Annotated in this window: 25 protein-coding genes and 1 tRNA gene; 10 read left to right on the forward strand and 16 right to left on the reverse strand. The window is 70.2% G+C overall.

Annotation, left to right across the window (positions count from 1 at the left end; genetic code table 11):
- Window positions 1-29: 29 nt before the first annotated feature.
- Entirely contained in the window at window positions 30-305 is a 276-nt protein-coding gene (locus ACYVLJ_RS28500; RefSeq protein ID WP_451977571.1) for an SAV_915 family protein, read from the reverse strand.
- A gap of 130 nt (window positions 306-435) precedes the next feature.
- On the opposite strand from ACYVLJ_RS28500, the gene ACYVLJ_RS28505 reads away from it, so the two are divergent.
- Window positions 436-1,158, forward strand: coding sequence for a hypothetical protein (locus ACYVLJ_RS28505; protein ID WP_460440972.1), 723 nt, complete (start codon window positions 436-438; stop codon window positions 1,156-1,158).
- Window positions 1,159-1,188: 30 nt separating this feature from the next.
- On the opposite strand, the gene ACYVLJ_RS28510 is transcribed toward ACYVLJ_RS28505, so the two are convergent.
- Together ACYVLJ_RS28510 and ACYVLJ_RS28515 are read right to left on the reverse strand one after the other, a co-directional pair.
- Window positions 1,189-2,541, reverse strand: a complete 1,353-nt coding sequence (locus tag ACYVLJ_RS28510) for a dicarboxylate/amino acid:cation symporter (RefSeq protein ID WP_460440973.1) — start codon at window positions 2,539-2,541, stop codon at window positions 1,189-1,191.
- A 100-nt stretch (window positions 2,542-2,641) separates the two neighbouring features.
- On the reverse strand, window positions 2,642-3,271 hold the full coding sequence (locus ACYVLJ_RS28515) for a Maf family protein (RefSeq protein WP_451977563.1): 630 nt from the start codon (window positions 3,269-3,271) through the stop codon (window positions 2,642-2,644).
- A 115-nt stretch (window positions 3,272-3,386) separates the two neighbouring features.
- Here ACYVLJ_RS28515 and ACYVLJ_RS28520 point away from each other — a divergent pair, with 115 nt between their 5' ends.
- A complete protein-coding gene (locus tag ACYVLJ_RS28520; RefSeq protein WP_451977560.1) occupies window positions 3,387-3,515 on the forward strand; it encodes a hypothetical protein in 129 nt (42 codons plus the stop codon).
- A gap of 62 nt (window positions 3,516-3,577) precedes the next feature.
- Here ACYVLJ_RS28520 and ACYVLJ_RS28525 read toward each other — a convergent pair whose 3' ends face one another.
- From ACYVLJ_RS28525 to ACYVLJ_RS28540, 4 genes are all read right to left on the reverse strand, one after another.
- Complete coding sequence (locus ACYVLJ_RS28525) at window positions 3,578-5,191, reverse strand: efflux MFS transporter permease (RefSeq protein WP_460440974.1); 1,614 nt, start codon at window positions 5,189-5,191, stop codon at window positions 3,578-3,580.
- The gene (locus ACYVLJ_RS28530; RefSeq protein ID WP_451977554.1) at window positions 5,172-5,801 is read right to left on the reverse strand and encodes a PadR family transcriptional regulator; all 630 of its coding nucleotides are present in this window, start codon (window positions 5,799-5,801) and stop codon (window positions 5,172-5,174) included. The genes ACYVLJ_RS28525 and ACYVLJ_RS28530 overlap by 20 nt, the downstream gene beginning before the upstream one ends.
- Window positions 5,802-5,952: 151 nt before the next feature.
- Entirely contained in the window at window positions 5,953-7,530 is a 1,578-nt protein-coding gene (locus tag ACYVLJ_RS28535; protein WP_460440975.1) for a TROVE domain-containing protein, read from the reverse strand.
- 99 nt (window positions 7,531-7,629) lie between these two features.
- Window positions 7,630-7,698 (reverse strand) — tRNA-OTHER (locus tag ACYVLJ_RS28540).
- A 250-nt stretch (window positions 7,699-7,948) separates the two neighbouring features.
- Between ACYVLJ_RS28540 and ACYVLJ_RS28545 the strand changes: the two genes are divergently transcribed.
- The 5 genes from ACYVLJ_RS28545 (at window position 7,949) to ACYVLJ_RS28565 (ending at window position 11,860) form a co-directional block, all read left to right on the forward strand.
- Window positions 7,949-8,572, forward strand: coding sequence for a nucleotidyltransferase domain-containing protein (locus ACYVLJ_RS28545; RefSeq protein ID WP_460440976.1), 624 nt, complete (start codon window positions 7,949-7,951; stop codon window positions 8,570-8,572).
- A 1-nt stretch (window position 8,573) separates the two neighbouring features.
- Window positions 8,574-8,975: a hypothetical protein gene (locus tag ACYVLJ_RS28550; RefSeq protein WP_460440977.1), complete on the forward strand. Its 402-nt coding sequence runs from the start codon at window positions 8,574-8,576 to the stop codon at window positions 8,973-8,975.
- A 73-nt stretch (window positions 8,976-9,048) separates the two neighbouring features.
- The gene (locus ACYVLJ_RS28555; RefSeq protein WP_460440978.1) at window positions 9,049-9,942 is read left to right on the forward strand and encodes an LLM class oxidoreductase; all 894 of its coding nucleotides are present in this window, start codon (window positions 9,049-9,051) and stop codon (window positions 9,940-9,942) included.
- Window positions 9,943-9,951: 9 nt separating this feature from the next.
- Window positions 9,952-10,404, forward strand: coding sequence for a MarR family winged helix-turn-helix transcriptional regulator (locus ACYVLJ_RS28560; protein WP_451977545.1), 453 nt, complete (start codon window positions 9,952-9,954; stop codon window positions 10,402-10,404).
- Window positions 10,405-10,471: 67 nt separating this feature from the next.
- Complete coding sequence (locus ACYVLJ_RS28565; protein ID WP_460440979.1) at window positions 10,472-11,860, forward strand: hypothetical protein; 1,389 nt, start codon at window positions 10,472-10,474, stop codon at window positions 11,858-11,860.
- On the opposite strand, the gene ACYVLJ_RS28570 is transcribed toward ACYVLJ_RS28565, so the two are convergent.
- Window positions 11,857-12,075 carry an acyl-CoA carboxylase subunit epsilon gene (locus ACYVLJ_RS28570; RefSeq protein WP_451977540.1) on the reverse strand — a complete coding sequence of 73 codons (219 nt, stop codon included), beginning with the start codon at window positions 12,073-12,075 and terminating at the stop codon, window positions 11,857-11,859. The two genes, ACYVLJ_RS28565 and ACYVLJ_RS28570, sit on opposite strands and share 4 nt — an antisense overlap.
- Window positions 12,072-13,709 (reverse strand): acyl-CoA carboxylase subunit beta, encoded by a 1,638-nt coding sequence (locus ACYVLJ_RS28575; RefSeq protein ID WP_451977538.1) that lies wholly within the window; start codon window positions 13,707-13,709, stop codon window positions 12,072-12,074. Before ACYVLJ_RS28575 ends, ACYVLJ_RS28570 begins: the two co-directional genes overlap by 4 nt.
- Before the next feature lie 54 nt (window positions 13,710-13,763).
- Between ACYVLJ_RS28575 and ACYVLJ_RS28580 the strand changes: the two genes are divergently transcribed.
- Window positions 13,764-14,549: a GNAT family N-acetyltransferase gene (locus ACYVLJ_RS28580; RefSeq protein WP_460440980.1), complete on the forward strand. Its 786-nt coding sequence runs from the start codon at window positions 13,764-13,766 to the stop codon at window positions 14,547-14,549.
- Here the strand turns inward: ACYVLJ_RS28580 and ACYVLJ_RS28585 are convergent.
- From ACYVLJ_RS28585 to ACYVLJ_RS28605, 5 genes are all read right to left on the reverse strand, one after another.
- On the reverse strand, window positions 14,530-15,243 hold the full coding sequence (locus ACYVLJ_RS28585; protein ID WP_460440981.1) for a hypothetical protein: 714 nt from the start codon (window positions 15,241-15,243) through the stop codon (window positions 14,530-14,532). The genes ACYVLJ_RS28580 and ACYVLJ_RS28585 overlap by 20 nt on opposite strands.
- A gap of 84 nt (window positions 15,244-15,327) precedes the next feature.
- Window positions 15,328-15,975, reverse strand: a complete 648-nt coding sequence (locus ACYVLJ_RS28590; RefSeq protein WP_460440982.1) for a transcriptional regulator — start codon at window positions 15,973-15,975, stop codon at window positions 15,328-15,330.
- A complete protein-coding gene (locus ACYVLJ_RS28595; RefSeq protein ID WP_460440983.1) occupies window positions 15,972-17,075 on the reverse strand; it encodes a sensor histidine kinase in 1,104 nt (367 codons plus the stop codon). The genes ACYVLJ_RS28590 and ACYVLJ_RS28595 overlap by 4 nt, the downstream gene beginning before the upstream one ends.
- A gap of 34 nt (window positions 17,076-17,109) precedes the next feature.
- On the reverse strand, window positions 17,110-17,901 hold the full coding sequence (locus ACYVLJ_RS28600; protein WP_460440984.1) for an SRPBCC family protein: 792 nt from the start codon (window positions 17,899-17,901) through the stop codon (window positions 17,110-17,112).
- A 31-nt stretch (window positions 17,902-17,932) separates the two neighbouring features.
- Window positions 17,933-18,349, reverse strand: coding sequence for a MarR family winged helix-turn-helix transcriptional regulator (locus ACYVLJ_RS28605; protein ID WP_460440985.1), 417 nt, complete (start codon window positions 18,347-18,349; stop codon window positions 17,933-17,935).
- A 79-nt stretch (window positions 18,350-18,428) separates the two neighbouring features.
- Here ACYVLJ_RS28605 and ACYVLJ_RS28610 point away from each other — a divergent pair, with 79 nt between their 5' ends.
- Window positions 18,429-18,986 carry an NADPH-dependent FMN reductase family protein gene (locus ACYVLJ_RS28610; protein WP_460440986.1) on the forward strand — a complete coding sequence of 186 codons (558 nt, stop codon included), beginning with the start codon at window positions 18,429-18,431 and terminating at the stop codon, window positions 18,984-18,986.
- Here the strand turns inward: ACYVLJ_RS28610 and ACYVLJ_RS28615 are convergent.
- Window positions 18,983-19,555 carry a TetR/AcrR family transcriptional regulator gene (locus ACYVLJ_RS28615; protein WP_460440987.1) on the reverse strand — a complete coding sequence of 191 codons (573 nt, stop codon included), beginning with the start codon at window positions 19,553-19,555 and terminating at the stop codon, window positions 18,983-18,985. The genes ACYVLJ_RS28610 and ACYVLJ_RS28615 overlap by 4 nt on opposite strands.
- A gap of 86 nt (window positions 19,556-19,641) precedes the next feature.
- Between ACYVLJ_RS28615 and ACYVLJ_RS28620 the strand changes: the two genes are divergently transcribed.
- Window positions 19,642-20,826, forward strand: coding sequence for a Rossmann-fold NAD(P)-binding domain-containing protein (locus ACYVLJ_RS28620; protein WP_460440988.1), 1,185 nt, complete (start codon window positions 19,642-19,644; stop codon window positions 20,824-20,826).
- Here the strand turns inward: ACYVLJ_RS28620 and ACYVLJ_RS28625 are convergent.
- On the reverse strand, window positions 20,798-21,157 hold the full coding sequence (locus ACYVLJ_RS28625) for a winged helix-turn-helix transcriptional regulator (RefSeq protein ID WP_451977515.1): 360 nt from the start codon (window positions 21,155-21,157) through the stop codon (window positions 20,798-20,800). The two genes, ACYVLJ_RS28620 and ACYVLJ_RS28625, sit on opposite strands and share 29 nt — an antisense overlap.
- Window positions 21,158-21,229 lie beyond the last annotated feature (72 nt).

A 21,229-nucleotide genomic window follows, 5' to 3' on the forward strand; every position in this document is an offset into this window, starting at 1 on the left:
GAGTCCCTTGAGTGAGAGCTGAACCACGCTCAGGAGTGGTGCCGCAGCTCCGCGGGCAGCGGCGAGTCGAGCACGATCACGTCGTACGGGTTGGCCGCGTGCACCGTCGGCAGGTGCTCGGTGTTGACCAGCACCCACGGCTGGTGCTCGCCGCAGCAGTCGATCAGCCGGTCCAGCGCGGTGAACGCGACCAGCGCGGTGCGGCCGTCCGGGGTGCGGCGCAGCTCGATCGACGCGCCTTCGGTCTCGGCGCTGGCCGGGCCGGTGGGCAGGTAGAGGGCGGGGGGAAGGTTGGGGTTCGTCACCCGGACAACATAGACGGACACGCTCCGCCACCCCGGGGTGCCTCGGGCGGGTGCCCGGCCGGGGGATTTCAGCCACACCGGCCCGGGGCGCTGCCCACACACAGTCGCGAAGCGGCTTACGCTCTGTCTCATGCGGACTTCGGCGGCGCGCACGCCCCGGTCGGCGCTGCTCACCGCGGTGCTGGCCGGGGTGGTGACCCTCGGCGCGATCGGCGCGGTGTTCCTGCTGCGGCCGCGGCCCGAGGCGCCGTCGGGCGCGGCCGAACCCGCGGCGGCGCCGGTGCCCCCGGCGGTGACCTGCGGCAGCGGGCCGTGCCGCCAGCTCGCGGCGGTGACGGTCGGCGGGACGCCGGTCGTGCTGCTGGCCGACGCGTCGGGTGGTTCGGCGCGGGTGCGCGTCGGGCCCGAGCCGGGCACGGTGTTCGAGCTGTCGATCGCCCAGCTGGGCGTGCGGCTGGACCAGAACTCGCTGCGCTGCATCGACGGCGCGGCACCGACGTGCCTGGTCCGCGGCGCCGTCGGCGAGCACGGCGACGCGGCGTACGGCGAGTTGCTGGTCGCGAGCGGGGGAGTGTGGCGCGACCAGGGCAAGCCGTACTTCTCGGACGCCGGCTCGCTGTCGCTCTACGACGTCACGGCCGACGGGCGCCCGGACGTGATCGTGGTCCGCCACGACTGCCCCGGCACGGACTCGGGCACGCCCAAGTGCGCCGCGGCGCCGGTGCTGGGCCAGGTGTACGACCTGACGGGCAAGTCCGTCGGCTGCACGCGCCGGGTGACGTCCCCGTCGGACCTGCGCGGCTGGCCGGACGTCCGCCTGACCCGCGCCGACCTCCGCGCCTGCCCCTCCTGACCGGAGCCGTCACTCCACGGGAAAGCGCGGTCAGGCGGGGGCGGGTTCCGTGTGGCGGGCCGCCGAGCCGTCGTCGGTCGTCTGGGGGCGGTCGGTGGGGGCGTCGAGGACCTCGTCGTCGAGGAGACCCTCGCTGCGCGCCACGATCGTCGGGACCACGATCTGGCCGGCCACGTTCGTCGCCGTGCGCATCATGTCCATGATCGGGTTGACCGAGTAGATCAGCGCCAGGCCGAGCGCGACCTGCTTGGCGTCGAGGCCGATGAACGACGTCGTCAGCGTGAACGCCGTCAGCCAGCCGGTGGTGCCGGCCGTCGCCAGGGCGCCGACCACCGCGACCACCACGATGCCCACGTACTGCCAGAAGTTCAGCGACACCCCGGCCAGGTTGGCGACGAAGATCGCCGCGATCGCCGGGAACACCGCCGCGCAGCCGTCCATCTTCGTGGCGCTGCCGAGCGGGGTCGCGAAGGCCGCGTACGCCGGCTGGACGCCGAGGTTCACCGCGGACTGGCGGGTCAGCGGCAGCGTCGCGGCCGAGGACTGCGAGGCGAACGCGAACTGGATCGCCGTGCCGGCCTTCGCGAAGAACTTCAGCGGGCTGACCTTCGCCACGAACTGCAGCAGGATCGGGTAGACGACGAACAGCACGAGCAGGCAGCCGACGTACACCGCGAGCGTGGTGGAGAACAGGGGGCGGAACAGCGCGTCGCCGTAGTTGGAGACGGCCGCGCCGATCAGGCCGATGATGCCGATCGGGGCCAGCCGGACGATCCAGCCGAGGTAGCGCTGGATGATCTCGAACACGCTCGTCGTGAAGTCCACGAACGGCTTGGCCTTGTCACCCAGGCTGTAGGCGGCGGCACCGATCACCAGCGCGAGGAACAGCACCTGCAGTGTCTCGCCGTCGGAGAACGCTTTCACGAAGTTCTCCGGCAGCAGCCCGTTGACGAAGGCGTCCCACGAGCCCCAGTGGTCGACGCTCTTCGCCGCCTTGTCGGCGTTCTTGGCCGTCGCCGTGACGCCGCCGAGCCCGCCCGATCCGGGGTTGAAGATCCGGCCGACCGCGATGCCGATCAGCGACGCGACGAACGAGGTGATGGCGAACCACAGGACGGTCTTGCCGCCGAGGCGCGCGGCGGTGCGGCCGCCGCCGAGCTTCCGGAGGCTGTTGATGCCGACCACGATCGCCGTGAAGACCAGCGGGATCACCGCGATCTGCAGCAGCGTGGTGAAGATGGTGCCGATCTGGTCGAGGAGATCGGTCAGCCAGCCGGCCTCGGTCTGCCGTGCGACGACGCCGAGTGCGGCGCCGACGACGAGCGAGCCGAGGACCGCGGCCGCGAACACCCGCGGTTTGGTGTAGGTCCGGACAAAAGACACGGGGCGACTCCGGTGCTCGAAAGTTTCTCGTTTTGCCTCGTGAAGAGAACGTCAGGCAAGCGAGCACTCTTCCGGATCACCCGTTCGTGTGGCGCTCTTCTCAGGATGCGGGACGCCGCCAGAGATCGACGACGCTCACCCCGACCTCGGCGAGCAGGCGGCGCGTCAGCGGCAGGCTGATGCCGATGACGCTCGTGTGGCCGCCGTCGAGCCCGTCGACGAACCAGCTGCCCAGGCCGTCGATCGTGAACCCGCCGGCCACGTGCAGCGGCTCGCCGGTGGCGACGTAGGCGTCGATCTCCGCGGTGCTCGGCGTGCCGAACCGGACGGTGGTCGACTCCCAGCCGCTGGTCTCTTTCGCGCGCGTCCCGCCGTCGAGCCGGACGACGGCGTGCCCGGTGAGGAGTTCACCGGATGACCCCGCCATCGCGGCCCAGCGCTCCCTCGCGATGTCCGGGTTCGCCGGTTTGCCCACCATCTGCCCGCCGATGTTCAGCATCGAGTCGCAGGCGACGACCACGGCGTCCGGGTGGACCGCCGCGACCTGGTCGAGGACGGCTTCGGCTTTGGCCGCGGCGAGCGCCGCGACGAGCTCGGACGGCGAAGGGCCGGTCAGCGAGGCGGCGACGGCGTCCTCGTCGACGCCCGAGACGAACACGGCCGGGTCGAGGCCCGCGGAGCGCAGGAGGGCGAGGCGGGCGGGGGACTGGGAGGCGAGGACGAACTGCACACCCGGAACGTACCCGGACGCCTGTCGTGACCGAATTGTGACCGGCACCACTCGGTTGCGGAGTTAGTTTGTTGTGGCTCGCAACATATGGCACCGGGATGCTCGGAGGTGACCGATGACCGTGCGCGTGACGGCCACGTCAGCCGCCAGGTCGCAGCCGCTGTGGTGGGCCAGGCTCCGGACGCCGAAGGACCGGGAGACCGTCCGCGCGGACTCGGCGCGGGAGTCGAAGACCGCGCGCTGAAGCCACCGCTCCCGCGGTCCGGGCGAGCCTCCGGCACCCGACACCGGAGGCTCGCCCGGTTTTCAGGCCGCGGCGGTCTCGGGGGCCGGCGCCGGGGTTTCCCAGCGCGGCTTGACCCGTCGCATCACGGCCGCCGAGAACACGCCCAGCAGCAGTACCGCCATGGGCAGCAGCATCGTCACGCGGGCGGCGTCGGTCAGTCCACTGTGGACCGCTTCGGAGGCGAGGCGACCCGCCTGGGCGGCGATCTCGGCCGGCAGGCCCGGCATGGACGGCGCGCCGCCCGAAGAGCCGAACTCCCCGGTGTTCGCCGCCGCGTGCGCGATCCCCTCGGCGAACGGCGCCCGGTACTGCGCCGGGAGCTGTGAAGCCGCCTTCGCCGCTTCGTCCGCGATGGACGAGCTCACCTGGGCCTGCAGCAGAACACCGATCGCCGCGGACCCGAGCACGCCGCCGACCTGGCGAGACGTGTTGAAGATGCCCGAAGCCGTCCCGGCCAGGCGAGGCTCCACCGACCCCATCGTCATGTTGCTCATCGGCGAGAAGATGCAGCCGATGCCGAGCCCGCACACCAGCAGTGCCGGGACGAGGCTCCACGGGTTGGTCGTCGGCGACGCCTGCAGCGCGATGACGCCCAGGCCCGCCGCGAGCGCGGTCAGCCCGAACATCACCAGGTACTTGCCGTTCACCTTGTCGGAGAGGTTCCCGACGAACGGCGCGACGATGCCCGACAGCAGCGACATCGGCGCGGTCAGCAGGCCCGCCATCGTCGGGGTCAGGCCGAGCACCGACTGGATGTAGATCACCAGCGGCAGGAACATGCCGGTCATCGCGAAGCCGACCGTCGTCGCGGTGAGCGTGCCCGCCGAGAAGTTGCGGTTGGCGAACACCTGCAGCGGCAGCAGCGGCTCGCGCCTGTTGTACTTCTGCCACACCAGGAACGCGACCAGCAGCAGCACGCCGGCGCCGATGATCTCGAACACCGTGATGCCGCCCCAGACGGTGCCCCAGTCGTACTGCTGGCCGTTCTGCACGCCGAACACGATGAACAGCAGCGCCAGGCTCGAGAGCACGATGCCGATCAGGTCGAACGAGTGGGAGTGCTTCGGCTGCCAGTCCGGGACCAGCGCCAGCGTCAGGCCGATGGCGATCACGCCGATCGGGACGTTGACGTAGAAGATCCACTCCCAGCCGAAGTGGTCGACGAGCACGCCGCCGAGCAGCGGGCCGGTGATCGTCGCCAGCCCGGCGACGCCACCCCACATGCCCATCGCCGGGCCGCGCTTGGCCGGCGGGAACAGGTGCGTGATGAACGCCAGCGTCTGCGGCGTCATCAGCGCGGCACCGAGCCCCTGCACGGCGCGCGCGGCGATCAGCATCTCGACGTTGCCGGACAGGCCGCACCACAGCGACGCGCCGGTGAACACGACCAGGCCGGCGAGGAAGACGCGCTTCGGGCCGAAGCGGTCGCCGAGTCGGCTGGTGAACAGCATCGGCACGGCGTAGGTGAGCAGGTAGACGCTGATCACCCAGACGACCGAGTTCAGCCCGGCGTTCAGCTTGGTCAGCATGGTCGGGATCGCGATCGACACGATCGTCGTGTCGAGCAGGATCATGAAGAAGCCGAGGCACAGCGCGCCCAGCGCCGCCCACGGGTTAGCTTGTCTTGCGTTCATCGTCGTCTTCCCCGGTGATGAGCTTGAGGATGGGTTCGTGGTGGTTGTCCTGGAACGGGATCCGCCCGGACTTGAGGTCTTCGTGGAGGCGCTCGGTCCACTCGAGCTCGAACTTCCGCTGGTCGGTCTTGTAGCGCCAGTCGATCCAGTAGATCGGCGGGGTCTCGTCCTCGGCCAGCCGCTGCAGCACGGCCTGGTCGGCGGCCACCGCGGCGCGCAGCCGGGTGATGCGGTGTTCGAGCTCGATCAGGGAGGTCTCGCGCCCCAGCTCGTCGATCACGGCGAGCCCGGACAGGTAGGCCGGGAACTCTTCGGTGAGGTCCCCCAGCAGTTCGCGGCCGCGCTGGTTGAACTCGTCCAGCCCGGCCGGGGTCATGCCGTAGACGGTCCGTTCGGGCCGCCTGCCGTCGCGCTGCGTGTCGACGACCTGGATGAAACCGCTGCGCTGCAGGCGTTCCACGGTGTGGTAGAGCGACCCGGCCTTCACGTTGACGCGGGTGTTCACGTACCGCTCGCGCATGAGCTGGGCCATCTCGTACGGGTGCATGGGCTTCTCGTGGAGCAGCTCCAGCACGGCGAGGCCGAGCGGGGTCAGCTTGGCCGAGGCCATGATCGTTAGTCCCTTCGGATGACTCCATGTCGGTTATTCCACGTGGACTATACGGCGCAGACCAAGGCGTGGTCCACGGCTATTTCCGTGACCGTCCGTACACGGCACGGAGGCCCCCATGATCTCGTCATGGGGGCCTCCGTGGCTTCTCTCAGAACGGCCAGTCGGCGTTCTTCCCCGCCTCGAGCAGGGGAATCATCCGGAACGCCTGGTCGGTCAGGCCACCGAACGCGTGCCGGTGCGCGGTGCCGGACGGCGCGTGACCGTACCGGTAGCCGGCCAGGTTCCACGTGTACAGCGGGACGTGCGCGGGCAGCGCCTGCCCGACGTCGCCGTACGACGCTTGCTCGTCGGTGAGGATGACGACGCGGTCGTGCTGCGCGAAGTGCCGCTTCACCGCGGCCACCGTGTTCGTGCCGCCGCCGAGGAAGTACCCGCGGGACTTCCAGCGCTCGACGTCGCTCAGCAGCGAGCCGCCCGGGCGCAGCTTGAACACCTTCGTGTGCGCGCCGCCCAGCAGGAACCCGTCCGAGAACGACACGACGTCGGCGTCCGCGCACCGGCGGCCCAGCGCCAGGCCGAAGACCGCGGCCGCGTCCCAGCGCATGAGCGTGCCGTCGCGGCTGAAGCCCATGTTCATCGACGCCGAGGTGTCGACGAGCACGAGCGTCCGGCCCGGCAGGGCGGGCACGTTCGCCAGCGAGTGCGCGATCGCCTGCTCCAGCGCCCACGCCCACCGCAGCGACGGCGCCGCCCGGTAGGCCGACAGGAACCGCATCGGCAGCTGCCGCGACTTCGCGACCTGGGCGGGATCGGCGAGCCGCGCGGCGACGCCCTGCGCGACCTCGTCCGAGACGCCGGCCTCGTCGAAGTTGCGCAGGTTGCGCAGGGTTGCCATGTAGCCCATCGACGGGATCAGCGCCTCCCAGACGCGCGCGTCCAGCGGGCCCTGCAGCCAGCCGGCGACCGACTCCCACGTCATGCCCGCCGCGCGGAGGACGTCCGCGGCGTCCGGCCGCGCGAACAGCTCGCGGCGGCGCGGCACGTCCCACGCCATCAGCTCGGCGCGGGCGCGCAGCACGCTCAGTTCGGCCGGCAGCGGGTTTCCGCGGTCGTGGCGCTCGTCGAGGATGTGCTTGAACAGCGCTGTGTCGCCGTTCGCCGGGTGGGTCAGCTCGAGGACGTCGGCGAACCGGAACGCCCGGGCGGCCGAGTCCCACTTGACGTACGCGCGCTCGTCGTAGAGCCTCCGCGCCGCATCGGCGACGCCGCGCTTGACCGGCTTCGGGATGTTCCTGCCGTGCACGGAAGTCCAGTAGGCGAGCAGCTCCCCGGGCTCGTCGGCCCGCTGCAGGACGTCGGCGACGACCTGACGGCCGAGCCCGTCGAGCCCGGCATCGAGGCGCGCCTTGGCGAACTCGGCCGCGCCGGCGAGCGACGCGCTGCGCAGGTTCGCCTCGGTCCGCAGCCAGCGCAGGAACCGGGCCGTCCACTGTGGATCCTCAAGGGTCGCGACATGGACGAGCTCGGCGTAGCGCGTGTCGCGCGCGCCGGCGGACTCGTAGTAGGTGTGCTCGCCGACCATGGTGGTGACGGCGAGCAGGAAGAGCTCGGACCGCGCGTCGCGCGCGTAACCGGCACCACCCTGGTGGGTGACGCCGGACGGCGTGGCCTCACTGCGGACCGGCGACGTCGCTGCGGGCGCGCGTGCGGTGGTGAACTTGCTCATTTTCTCCCCCTCTCGCGGGGAGCCGCGGCCACAGCGATGCCCGAGATCGAAGTCGGTGAAGGTACGTAGCTGCTCTGGCCACTGAGCTACCGGACCACGTGGTCCGGGAGGGATTCGAACCCCCGACCCGCCCATTAAGAGTGGAAGTAACCTTCGCCTGCGCACCGGGCATCGGTGAAGCCGCGGCTCCCGAGTTCGTGCTCGCACCGGGAGTGCGTCTTGAAGCTGGTGTGCCCGAGATCGAAGTGGTGAAGGCTTTCGGGAGTCGAACCCAAGGGATACCGGAGAAGTAACCCTCACCGCCGCACCGGGCGAAGACCACGGTAGCCGTCGTGCCGGGGTAGCGGAAACCAATTTCCGGCAACGGGCTAACCCGTACTATAGTTGATGTAGACGTACTAAAATACGGGTGAGGGCGATGGAGCTGAACAGGCCGCTGGCCACGGTGACGCCAACTCTGGACGGCGATGTGCTCGCCGTCCTGGCCGGTTTCGGCGGGACGTTCACGACCGGGCAACTGCACCGCGTGCTGGGCAAGCACTCGGAAGAGGGGATCCGGAAGGTCCTCCAGCGGCTGGTCCGGCAGGGCGTCGTGCACGCTGATCGGGTCGGCAACGCTTTCGCGTACCGGTTCAACGGCGACCATCTCGCCGCGGAGTACATCACCGGGCTGGCGGGCCTGCGGGGAAGGCTGCTGGAGAGGATCGAATCCACTTTGGAGTCTTGGCGGCCACGTCCGAAGTACGCCGCGGTGTTCGGGTCGGCCGCCCGGGGCTCCATGACGCTCGAAAGTGACATCGACCTGCTCCTGGTTCGGCCGGACGATGCGGACGAAGATCGCTGGGCCCTTCAGGTCGACGGCTTGGCTGCCGATGTTTCCCGGTGGACCGGCAATGACACCCGGATCCTCGAATTCACGGTGGCCGAGGTCGTGGCACGGGGCCGCGACGAGCCCGTGCTCGGCGACGTCCTGCGCGACGGTCTCACCGTGGCCGGTCGCCACGCCTGGCTGGCCGGGCAGATCCGGAAGAGAAAGAGCTGAAGTGCGCACGAAGAGATGCACCGCCGAAATCCAGCGTGGCCGCTTGGCCAAGGCGGAGCAGTTCTGGGAGGTGGCAGGCTTGGTGCGCGACCTCGCGGACGAGCACGACCCCAGCGAGATCGGCGACGCGTACGTGACCCTTTGCGTGCATGCGGGAATCGCCGCCGCCGACGCGCTGTGCTGTGCCGGTCTCGGCGAGCATGCGCAAGGCGAGAAGCACGACGACGCGGTCCAGCTCTTGGCGAAGGTGGACGTGGAGGCGAGCCGCGCTCTTCGCGCGTTGCTGGGACTGAAGACCAAGGCGGGCTACAGCCACACGTCGGCCACGGCCGAGGAGTTCAAGCGCGCGGGCCGGAGCGCCGAAGCGCTCGTCATACGAGCTCGCCGGCGGACGATGGGCTAGCGCCGCCCGCAAGTAGTTCGTGCTAAGAACTATGTATAGTCAGTTCGTAGCACGAACTAAACTGGGAGGAACCATGGTCCACTTCGGTATCGGCGTGTCCACGGCGGTCGCCGCCGTTCCGGACAGCCTGAAGCTCGCCGTCCAGGTCGATCGGGCCGGGCTCGACCTGCTCACCGTGTCCGATCACCCCTACCACGCCGACCGGCTCGACGCCTACGCCGAACTTGGGGTACTGCTGGGGCGGACGACGCAGATCTCCGGCCTGGTCAGCGTCACCAACCTGCCGACGCGCCCGGCGCCGATGCTCGCGCGCACCATCACGAGCCTGAACGCTCTGACCGGCGGCCGGATCGTGCTGGGCATGGGGGTCGGTGGCCTCTGGGACGACATCGCGCGGCTCGGGTTCACCAAGCTGACTCCCGGCCAGGCCGTCCGGGCCTTCGAAGAGGGGATCCGGCTCGTCAAGATGCTCGGCGGGGGTGGCGGGCCCGTCACCTTCGACGGCGAATTCCACCAGGTCACGAACCTCGAGCCCGCCGCGGCGAAGATCCCGCCCGTGTGGACCGGGTCCGTCGGGCCGAAGTCCCTGGCCGTCACCGGGCGGGTCGCCGACGGGTGGATGCCCGGGCACGCCGCCGACTGGCTCAGCGAGCGCTACCGCACCTCGCGCCCGGTCATCGACAAGGCCGCCGTCGACGCCGGGCGCGATCCCGGCGAGGTCGTCACCGTCTACAACTTTCCCGGACGCATCACCGCGGAGCCGCTGCCGAAGACCCGCGCCGACGACGGGCGCTGGATCGGCGGCTCGCCGGACCAGTGGGTCGAAGAATTGACCGGCGCGGTGCTGGAGCACGGCGGCGCCGGGTTCGTCCTGTTCGGGCCCGGCGGCAGCACGCCCGACGAGACCGCCGCCGCGCGCTGGGCCGGGGAGATCGTGCCCGCCGTGCGCGAAGCCGTCGCGAAGTAGGCTGGCGCGATGGGGAAACGCGGGGAGGACCTCGGTGTCGTGGCCGGGCTTGTGCGGGCGTCGTTCCTGGTGAACGCCGTCTACGCCGAATCGGCGCGCGAGTACGGCCTGACCGTGCCGCAGGGGCAGCTGCTGTGTGTGCTGATGGGCCGGCCGTACGGCATGGGCGACCTCGGCGCGACGCTCGGCCTCGAGAAGTCCAGCCTCACCGGTCTGGTCGACCGCGCGGTCCGGCGCGGGCTCGTCCGCCGCGAGCCCGACCCGGACGACCGCCGCGCGGTCCAGGTGGTCCTGACGGACGAGGGCCGCGAACTGGCGGAGGAGTTTTACGCGGCAACGTGCCGGCGCGTGGACGAACTCGCGGCGGGCCTGTCCACCCCGGACCGCGACCGGCTCGCGGCGCTGCTGGGCCGGGTGGTGCGGGACAACGAAGTGCCGACTGTTTTCCTCGACGTCATCTGATCCCGACTTTCGTCGGGCCATCGCCGGGTGACAGTGGGAGCACCAGGTTCCCTGCCCGAGGAGCACCATGAAGCGCCTCATCCCGTTCGCCGCCGCTGTCCTTTTCGCCGGATTGGCCGCCGCTCCCGCACACGCCGCCGCCGTGCACCGCGTCCTGTTCGACAACACCAAGGCCGAGACCGCGGGCAACGCCGACTGGATCATCGGCACCTCGCAGCCCGACCCGACGGCGCAGAACTCCGCGCCGCAGAAGGAAACCGACTGGACCGGCGCGCTCTCGGCGTGGGGTGTCGCGCTGCAGAAGACCGGGCAGTACAGCCTCAAGACGCTGCCCGCCGGCAACACCATCACCTACGGCACCGGTGGCGCGCTCGACCTCCAGAACTTCGACGAATTCGTGCTGCCCGAACCGAACGTCGTGCTGAGCGCGGCCGAAAAGTCCGCCGTCATGCGGTTCGTCCAGAACGGCGGCGGGCTGTTCCTCATCTCCGACCACACCGGCAGCGACCGCAACAACGACGGCTGGGACTCCCCGGCGATCATCAACGACCTGATGACGAACAACGGCGTCGACAACACCGACCCGTTCGGCTTCTCGGTCGATCTCAAGAACATCTCCAGCGACCACCCGGTGGCCATCAGCGACAGCACGAACCCCGTGCTCAACGGTCCTTTCGGCACGGTCAAGCACAGCCTGATCGCCAACGGCACGACGTTCACCCTCAAGCCGGCGGACAACGCGAACGTCAAGGGGCTCGCGTACCTCAGCACGTCGTCGCCGGGGAATTCCAACGCCTTCTTCGTGACCAGCACGTTCGGCTCCGGCCGCGTCGCGATCTGGGGGGACAGCTCGACCATCGACGACGGCACCGGCCAGTCCGGCAACACGCTCTACAACGGCTGGACGGACCCGACGGCCGACAACGCGGCGCTCGGCCTGAACGCGACGGCATGGCTCGCCGGCGGCGGCACGACCACCCCGCCGCCGCCCCCGGGCACCTGCACCGCCGGACAACTGCTCGCCAATCCGGGCTTCGAGTCGGGCGCGACGGCCTGGACGGCTTCGGCGAGCGTGATCGGCCAGCACGGCACCAGCGAACCCGCCCGCACCGGGACGTGGAGCGCGTGGCTGGACGGCTACGGCTCGGCGCACACGGACACCGTCAGCCAGACGGTGACGCTGCCGAGCGGGTGTTCGGCGTACACGTTCTCGTTCTGGCTGCACGTCGACACGGCCGAGACAGGCACGACCGCCTACGACAAGCTGACGGTCAAGGCGGGCAGCACGACGTTGGCGACGTACAGCAACCTCAACGCGGCCAGCGGGTATCAGCAGCGAAGCTTCTCGTTGTCCTCGTACGCGGGCCAGTCCGTGACGCTCAGCTTCAGCGGCGTAGAGGGCTCACAGCTGCAGACGTCCTTCGTCGTCGACGACACCGCCGTCACGGTGAGCTAGCTGGGGAAGCCTGAAGCGCGCCAAGCACCTTCGCCGGGGTGGAGCGGTCTACGCAGCGAAGCAGCGTGATCGCCCCACCACGACGTACGCGGCTTCGGCTTCTCCGGCGCCTTCGCTGCCGACGCCGCGGCGACGACCGCCGTCAGCGCCGCCAGCTCGGCGTCGCTCGGGTTTCCGCGGACCACCCGCAGCAGGGGCTTCTCGTCGCTGCTCACAGCGGGATGTTCCCGTGCTTCTTGGGCGGCAGCGACTCGCGCTTGTTGCGCAGCAGCGACAACGCGCGCGCGACGTGGCCGCGGGTGTGCGCCGGCACGATGACGGAGTCGACGTAACCGCGTTCGGCCGCCGCGTACGGGTTGAGCAGCGTGTCCTCGTACTCCTGGATCAGCTCGGCGCGCAGCGCGTCCACGTCGCGGCCCTCGTTGGCCGCGTTGGCCAGCGTCTTGCGGTGGACGATGTTCGCCGCGCCCTGGGCACCCATCACCGCGACCTGCGCGGTCGGCCAGGCGAGGTTGATGTCGGCGCCGAGGTGCTTGGAGCCCATGACGTCGTACGCGCCGCCGTAGGCCTTGCGCGTGATGATCGTGACCAGCGGGACGGTCGCCTCCGCGTAGGCGTAGATCAGCTTCGCGCCGCGGCGGATGATGCCGTTCCACTCCTGGTCGGTGCCCGGGAGGAAGCCCGGGACGTCGACGAAGGTGAGCACCGGGATGTTGAACGCGTCGCAGGTGCGGACGAACCGGGCGGCCTTCTCGGAGGCGTCGATGTCGAGGCAGCCGGCGAACTGCGTCGGCTGGTTCGCGACGACGCCGACGCTCTGGCCGTCGACGCGGCCGAAGCCGACGATGATGTTCGGCGCGAACAGCTCGTGGACCTCGAGAAACTCGCCGTCGTCGACCACGCGGTTGATGACCTCGTGCATGTCGTACGGCGTGTTCGGCGAGTCCGGGATGAGCGTGTCGAGCTCGCGGTCGGAGTCGGTGACATCGTCGAAGAACCCGGCCGGGGCGTCCGACGGCTCGAACACCGGCGCGTCCGACAGGTTGTTCTGCGGCAGGTAGGAGAGCAGTTCCTTGACGTAGGCGATCGCGTCTTCGTCGTCGGAACCGAGGTAGTGCGCGACGCCGGACTTCGTGTTGTGCGTGCGGCCGCCGCCGAGCTCCTCGAAGGTGACGTCCTCGCCGGTGACCGTCTTGACGACGTCCGGGCCGGTGATGAACATCTGCGAGGTCTCGTCGACCATCACGACGAAGTCGGTGAGGGCGGGGGAGTAGACGTGGCCGCCCGCGTTCGCGCCCATGATCAGCGAGATCTGCGGGATCACGCCGGACGCCTTGACGTTGCGGTTGAAGATCTCGCCGTAGAGGCCGAGCGAGACGACGCCCTCCTGGATGCGCGCGCCGCCGCCTTCGTTGATGCCGATGATCGGGCGGCCGGTCTTGATCGCCAGGTCCATGACCTTGACGATCTTCTCGCCGTAGACCTCGCCGAGGCTGCCGCCGAAGACGGTCACGTCCTGGCTGAACACGCACACCGGGCGGCCGTCGACGGTGCCGTAACCGGTCACGACGCCGTCGCCGTAGGGGCGGTTCTTCTCCTGGCCGAAGTTGGTCGAGCGGTGCCGCGCCAGCTCGTCGAGCTCCACGAACGAGTTCTCGTCGAGCAGCAGCTCGATCCGCTCACGCGCGGTCTTCTTGCCCTTGGCGTGCTGTTTCTCCACGGCGCGGGCCGAGCCCGCGTGCACCGCCTCGTCGTAGCGGCGATAGAGGTCGGCGAGCTTGCCGGCCGTGGTGTGAATGTCCGGTTCGTCCTCGGGCGGCGTCCCGAGCGGCTCCGTCGCACTGCTCATTCCCGGGAGCTTAACTACTTGTCGGTCACTTCGCGTGTGGCGTAGGCAACGTCCATGAAGATCCGGACGCTGGCTGCCGCCGACCTGCCCGCCTGCGCCGACCTGGCCGAATCCCGGTCATGGCCGCGCGAGCCGCCGAAGTGGCGGCTGCTGCACGAGGTCGGGCAGGTGTTCGGAGTGGACGCCCCGGACGGCGCGGGGCTGGCGGCCTGCGCGGCGCTGGTGTCGTTCGGGACGCTGGCGTCGATCTCGATGGTGCTGGTCGCGCCGCGGTTCGAGCGCCGGGGCCTGGGCCGCGCGATCACGGAGCACGCCGTGGCGGCGGCGGGCGACCGGGTGGTCTTTCTCCACGCGTCGAAGTTCGGCCGCCCACTCTACGAGTCGATGGGCTTCGCGGCCGACGGCGGGTGCCAGGGCCACACGGGAAAGTTCGCCGACGACGGCGGGCCGGGTGCCGCGCCGGGGTCGTTGTCCTCGGCGCTCGAACTGGACCGCCGGGCCCAGGGCGTGGACCGGCGGCCGCTGCTGGAACGGCTCGGCACGCCGTTCGCGGTGGCCGGCGGCTTCGCGTTCGGAGCGGACATCGGCCACGTGACGGTGATCGGCCCGGTGGTCGCGGAGTCGGAGGCCGCGGCGAAGGCCGTGATCCGCGGGGTCGCGCGCTCGGCGACCGGCGAGGTGCGGGTGGACCCGGACTTCCGGTTCCCGTCGCTCACCGGGTGGGTTCGCGAGCGGGGCCTCGTCCCGGGTCCCCCGGCACCACGGCTGGTCCTGGAGGGCCGCGCATTGCCGGGCGACGCCTCGATGCGGTTCGCCCCGTTCACGCGGGCGGTGGGCTGACCGGTTCGCTCGGCGGCCGCGAGATCGTTCCCTGGACGGCCTTCGTCTCCAGTTCCGTCAAACTGAACTCGTAGGTCTTCACGAGCCAGTAGATGCCGAACACCCACAACGCGGCGGTCTCGACCCAGAACAGGGAAACGAAGTTCAGCCAGTCGAGGATGGCCACCAGCAGGGGGAGAGCGATCATCGCGAGACCGATCACGCGGTAGGCGACGCGCAGGATTTTTTGCTTGTTCGCATCGGTGACCATTCCGACGGTGTTGCCCGCGTAATGGAAGGCGACCACGCCCATGCAGGCAAAGGTGACGAAGGCGCAGATCCCGTGGCCCAGCGGGAAGGTGAAATCGGACGCATACCCGGTCGTCCCCTTGGCGACGGCGCACGGCAGCAAGGCGACGCCGATCGCGGCCAGGCCGGCGACGTTCAGCAACAGGTTCTCGGCCCGTTTGAAAATCTTGTACAGGAACAGAAAGGTCCCGGTCGTGATGAGCGCGCCGACGAGCACGTCGCGCAGGGGCGAGTGGTAGTAGCCGCTGATCGAGTCCGGTTGCGGCCCGGAGATCGTCAGGTTGCCGACAAGGAGCAGGAAAAGGGGCAAGAGGAGGGCGATCAAGGCCATTGCCCACCGCAATGCGAAGTACGTCTTGGCGATGTAAGCCTGCAGGGTCTTGCTGTTCGGAAGATTGTCGTTCATGGTCCAGCACCTCGAAAGCATCTCGTGTGCCGGAAAGTCGCACTCGATCTGAGCGCGGTTACGCCTGTCACTCGGATGGCCGATTTAGTGCGGAGCGGGCCGGACCAGCCCCGACTCGTACGCCGCGATCACCAGCTGGGCTCGGTCGCGGGCCGCGAGTTTGTGCAGCAGTCTGCCGATGTGGGTCTTCACCGTGGCGATTCCGACGTGCAGCCGGGCGGCGATCTCGTCGTTCGACAGCCCTCGCGCGATCAAAGCCAGGACCTCCTGCTCGCGTGCCGTCACGCCGTCCAGGCGCTTCACCGGGCCCGTCGGGAGCCGGGTGAATTCCGCCACCAGGCGGCGCGTCACCGAGGGGGCCAACAACGCGTCGCCCGCAGCCACGATTTCGATCGCCGACAGCAGGTCCGCCGGGCGGGTGTCCTTCAGCAGGAACCCGCTCGCGCCCGCGCGCAAGGCCGCGTACACGTATTCGTCCAGGTCGAACGTCGTCAGCATCAGCACCCGGACGTCCGAGGACGCGCAGATCCGGCGCGTCGCCTCGATGCCGTCCATCGACGGCATCCGGACGTCCATCAGCACGACGTCCGGATTCTCGCGCCGCGTCAACGCCACCGCCTCGACGCCGTCCGACGCCTCGCCGACGACCTCCAAGCCCGGCGCGCTGTCGACCAGCACGCGGAAGCTGCCGCGCAGCAACGCCTGGTCGTCGGCGATCAGCACGCGCGTCACCGGGCCGCCGCCGTTTCGTAGGGGAGCCGGGCGAAGACGCGGAAGCCGTTGCCGGCGGGCTCCGCGGAGAACTCGCCGCCGTAGACCGCGACGCGTTCGCGCATGCCGATCAGGCCGTGGCCCGGGGTCGCGACGCCGCCGCGGCCGTCGTCGCGCACTTCGATGCTCACCTCGCCGTCGCCGCCCGTGACGCTGACCCGGCACGTCGTCGCGCTCGCGTGGTTGACCACATTGGTCAGTGCCTCCTGCACGATCCGGTACACCGACTGGCCGATGCCGCCCGGCAACTCGTCGAGGCCCTCGATGGCGAGAACGACCGAAGGGCCCGCCAGCTCCGCGCGTTCGGCCAGCGCGCGCAGGTCGTCGAGCGTCGGGGCGGGGGCCAGGGCCGGGACGCCGGTGCCGTCGCGCAGCACGCCCAGCACCCGCCGCAGCTCGGCCAGCGTCTCGCGGCTGGTGTCTTCGATGACGCGCAACGCATCCCGCGCTTCCGCCGGCTGGTCGAGGGCGACGTGGTTGCCGACCGCCGCCTTGACCGCGATCAGGCTCATGCTGTGCGCGACGACGTCGTGCATCTCGCGCGCGATCCGCAGCCGTTCCGCCGAAACCGCTTCCCGCGCGTGGTTTTCCCGCTCGATCGCGGCGTATTCGCGGCGGCCGTGGACGGCGATGCCGAGCGCGAACCCGACGATCAGCGCCGACGCGCCGAGGTTCACCGTGGTGGCCGTGCTCGGGTTCGGCACCCCGACCCCGAGCAGGCCGATCCCGAGCAGCCCGAGCGCGAACCCGACCCGCGACGCGCGGCTGCCCCGCTGCACGACGAACGTGTAGAGCGCGCACCCGGCCGAGACGACGGCGATCGCGAGCACCGGCCCGCCGATCGGCACGGCCGTCGCGGTCAGCACGAGGGCCAGGACGTAGGCGGGCCGCGGCCACCACCGCCGCAGCACGATCGGCACGACGCTCGCGATCAGGATGGTCCAGCCGAGCCACGCGGGCAGCCACGACGGCAGCGTCCAGGCGCCGGCGGCGAGGTTGCCGCCGGACCCGATGGCCAGGACGACCACGGCCAGCAGGTCCAGCACGACGCGAATGCGCATGAACCGAACGTAATGCGGACGTCCGCGCCGCGCGTCAACCCTGGGTCGGACGCTCCGCGTAGTGCTTCTTCGCGGCCTCGACCTGCTCCGGTGTCCAGTCCGGCAGGTCGACACCGTGGGTGGCGGCGAACAGCTTGTCGAGCTGCTCGTGGCGCTTGGCCAGCTCGGCTTCGACGTCGGCGGGCGCGGGCTCGGTGAACTCGACGCGCGTCCCGTCCAGGGGATCCTGCTGGACGTGCCAGCCGGGTTCGTCCGGCAGCAGCGCGCGGACCTCGTCGACGGGCTTCCACACCAGGTCGCGGCGGAAGCGGAGGGTGCCGTCGGGCAGCACCTCGCCGTCGCCGAGGCCGAACTCGTCCACATAGGACGCCATCGGCCCGTGCCAGTCCTTCGGGGGCTCGAAGTCCCGGCCGGCCAGGCGTGCGCCGAGGGCGTCGAGGCAGACGTCCCAGCCCGCGGCCGTGCGGCCCGCGGCGAGCTTCGCGATCGCCGGTTCGCCGCGGCCGAAGGTGTGCGTGAACTCGATGAGGCTGCCGTCGCCGTCGGGCGAGATCAGCCAGCGCAGGGTGTCGTCGTTCCAGACGAAGGTGAATTCGCGCGGCGGGTCGGCCGTGACGACCCGGCCGGTCGTCGAGGTGTCCTCGCCGGGGAACGTGAACCGGATCGCGCCGCCCTCGCGCAGCTCGACGGCCACCCGCGCGGGGAACCAGTGCTCGAGCTCGGCCGGGTCCGTGATGGCCTGCCAGACCTTCTCGGGCGCGTGCTTCAGGCGACGTTCCAGCCGCAGGACGGGGCGGTCATCGACGGTCAGCAGCTGTGCGGGCATGCCTGTATATAACCACTGAGGCATATACGGGTCAAGCGCCGCGGACGGCGGCGACCGCGGCGGCCAGCGCCGGGTCGCCCGCGGCCTTGTCGAGCGCGGTCCGCAGCACCGCGCAGTACGTCGGCTCGGTTTCGGCGTAGCGCTTGCGGCCCGTGTCGGTGACCACCGAGTAGACGCCGCGGCGGTCGTCTTCGCACAGGTCGCGGACGGTGAGGCCGGCGTCTTCGAGGCGCGCGCACATCCGGCTGACCGAGCTCTGGTTGAGCCCGATCGCCTCGGCGAGCTCCTGCATCCGCAGGCCGCCGCGCGGGCCCGCGACCAGCTTGCCGAGCGCGCGGTATTCGGACAGGCCGAGCCCGTGCCGCCGTTGCAGCGCCTTGCCCAGCTCCTGCTCGATGCGGGCGTGCAGCACGAGCATGCGCCCCCAGGACAGTTCGTCGACGGTCATCTCCGCGCCTCCTCTTGACGCCAGGATAGTCCAGGGACAGTATTTATATGTACATGCAACTACCTGAGGGGACTCGGAGATGACGCGGAACTTCCTCTTCCTGGTCGGCGCGGCGCGGGCCGGCGGGAACACGGAAATGCTGGCCCGGCGGGCGGCGAAGGAACTGCCCCGCGACGCCGGGCAGCAGTGGCTCCGGCTGCCCGAGCTGCCGCTGCCGCCGTTCGAAGACCGCCGCCACGGCTCCGGCGATCACCCGGCGCCGGGGGAGAACGAGCAGCTGCTGATGGACGCGACCTTCGCCGCGACCGACATCGTCATCGTGTCGCCGGTGTACTGGTACTCGGTTTCGGCGAGCGTGAAGCAGTACCTGGACTACTGGTCCGGCTGGATGCGCCTGCCGGTCGAGTTCAAGGCGAAGATGCGCGGCAAGACGCTGTGGGGCGTGAGCGTCCTGAGCGAGACCGCGCGCGAGGCCCAGCCGCTGATCGGCACGCTCGAGCTGTGCGCCGAATACCTGAGCATGAACTGGGGTGGCGTGCTGTTGGGGAACGGCAGCCGCCCGGGTGACGTGCTCCTGGACGCCGACGCGATGGCCGCGGCGGAGACGTTCTTCCCGCGGGCGCTCGTGGCCGCCTAGTCCAGGACGTCCGTCGCGATCAGGCGCAGGCCGCGGACCAGGTCGGCGCCCGACGGTGCGCGGTCCGGGTCGATCAGCCACTGGAGCATCACGCCCGACAGCAGGGCCTGGTGGACGGTGCCGATCGCCCGGGCCGTGTCGCTGCCGTCGTCGAGGCCCTGGAAGAGGTTCGCCAGGCCGAAGCGGGCGAGCTCGAGGGCGTTCGCGAGCTGGGTGCGGACCTCGGGGTCGAGGTCCGGCTGGGCGTAGGCCTCGATGCTCACCGCCCACATCCGGCGGTGCTCCTCGAACGAGCCGATCACGCGCTGCCAGATCAGCTCGAACCGCTCGGCCGGTGACGCACTCGCCGGCGTCTCGACCTGCAGCACCTTCGCCAGCGTCTCGCCCCACTCCTCGTTCGCCTCGATCAGCGCGGTGTTGAGCAGTGCCTCCCGTGAGCCGAAGTGGTAGCCGATGGCCGCCATGCTCACGTTCGCCGCCGAGGCCAGGTCCCGCACGGTCGTGCGGGCGTAGCCCTTCTCGTTCAAGCAGCGCTTCGCGCCGGCCAGCAGTGCTTCCTTGTTGCCCATGCCCGGAGAGTAGCACGAATGCCTTAGGCGATCGATTTAGGCGAACGCCTTGCGCGATCGCCCAAATCGGGGTTACGGTTCTCGCCATGAAGAACCGACGAGTCCTCATCTCCGGCGCGAGCGTCGCCGGCCCCGCCCTCGCCTTCTGGCTCCACCGCCACGGCTTCACGCCGACGGTCGTCGAACGCGCACCCGAACTGCGCGGCGGCGGTTACGCGGTCGACTTCCGCGGCGCGTCCCTGCGCGTCCTCGACCGGATGGGCCTGCTCGGCCAGGTCGAAGCGGCCGCGACCCACATGGGCGACGTGACCTATGTGGACGGTGACGACCGGCCGCTGGTCGTCACGCCTTCGACGGTCCAGAGCGGCGAGCTGGAGATCCTGCGGGGCGACCTGTCGCGGATCCTCCACGACGCCACGAAGAACGACGTCGAGTACGTCTTCGGCGACTCGGTCACCGGCGTGCTCGACCGCGGCGCCGGGGTAACGGTGACCTTCGAACACGGCGAGCCGCGGGAGTTCGACCTGGTCATCGGCGCCGACGGGCTGCACTCGAACGTGCGCTCACTGGTCTTCGGCGACGAGTCCTGGTATCGCCGCGACCTCGGCTACTACGTCTCGATCTGCACGGTGCCGAACCACCTCGGCCTCGACCACGCCGGCCGGTTCTACAACGAGCCGAACCGCACCGTCGGTGTCTACAGCGCGCGGGACAACACCGAGGCGAAGGCGCTGTTCTGGTTCGGCGCCGATGCGCTCGACTACGACCACCGCGACGTCGAGCAGCAGCGGCGGATCGTCGAGGAGAAGTTCGGCGACGTGGGCTGGGAGACGCCGGCGCTGCTCGAGGCGATGCGCGAGGCGCCGGACTTCTACTTCGACTCGGCCAGCCAGATCGTGCTCGACACGTATTCACGCGGCCGCGTCGCGCTGGTCGGCGACGCCGCGTACTGCGCCGCGCCGCTTTCGGGCATGGGGACGAGCCTCGCGATCGTCGGCGCGTACGTGCTGGCCGGGGAGCTGGCCGCCGCCGACCACCGCTCCGCGTTCCGCGCGTACGAAACCGGGATGCGCGGTTTCGTCGACGCGTGCCAGAAACTGGCGCAGGGCAACGGCAAGTGGTTCGTCCCGCCCACGCGCGGCTGGATCCGGATGCGCAACCTGAACTACAAGCTGCTGCCGTACCTGCCGTGGCGCAAGGTGATCGAGGAGATGCCGCTCAAGGCGGGCAACGCGATCACGCTCAAGGAGTATGCGGCGGCGCGGGCGTGACGCCCCGGCGCTTCGCGATGCCGGTCATGTTCTCCTCGCCCCAGTCGCCCAGCGGCAGCAACGCGGTGTTCAGCCGCTGACCGAGCTCGGTCAGCGAGTATTCGACCTTCGGCGGGACCTCGTGGAACACCTTCCGGTGCACGATCTCGTCCGCCTCCAGCTCCCGCAGCGCCTGGATCAGCATCTTCTCGCTGATCCCGGCCACCTTCCGCTTCAGTTCGCCGAACCGCAGCGGCTCGGCGTGCAGGGCCCAGAGGATCAGGGCCTTCCAGCGGCCGCCGATCACGTCGACGGCCGCGTCCAGTCCGCAGCGGTAGGTTCGCGCCAGCATGCCGGATCCTTACGTTTTGGTGGGTACCTGACTTATTAGTCGGTACTTGTCCATCGTAAAGCGGCCCCGCAG

Source organism: Amycolatopsis stemonae, assembly GCF_054781455.1.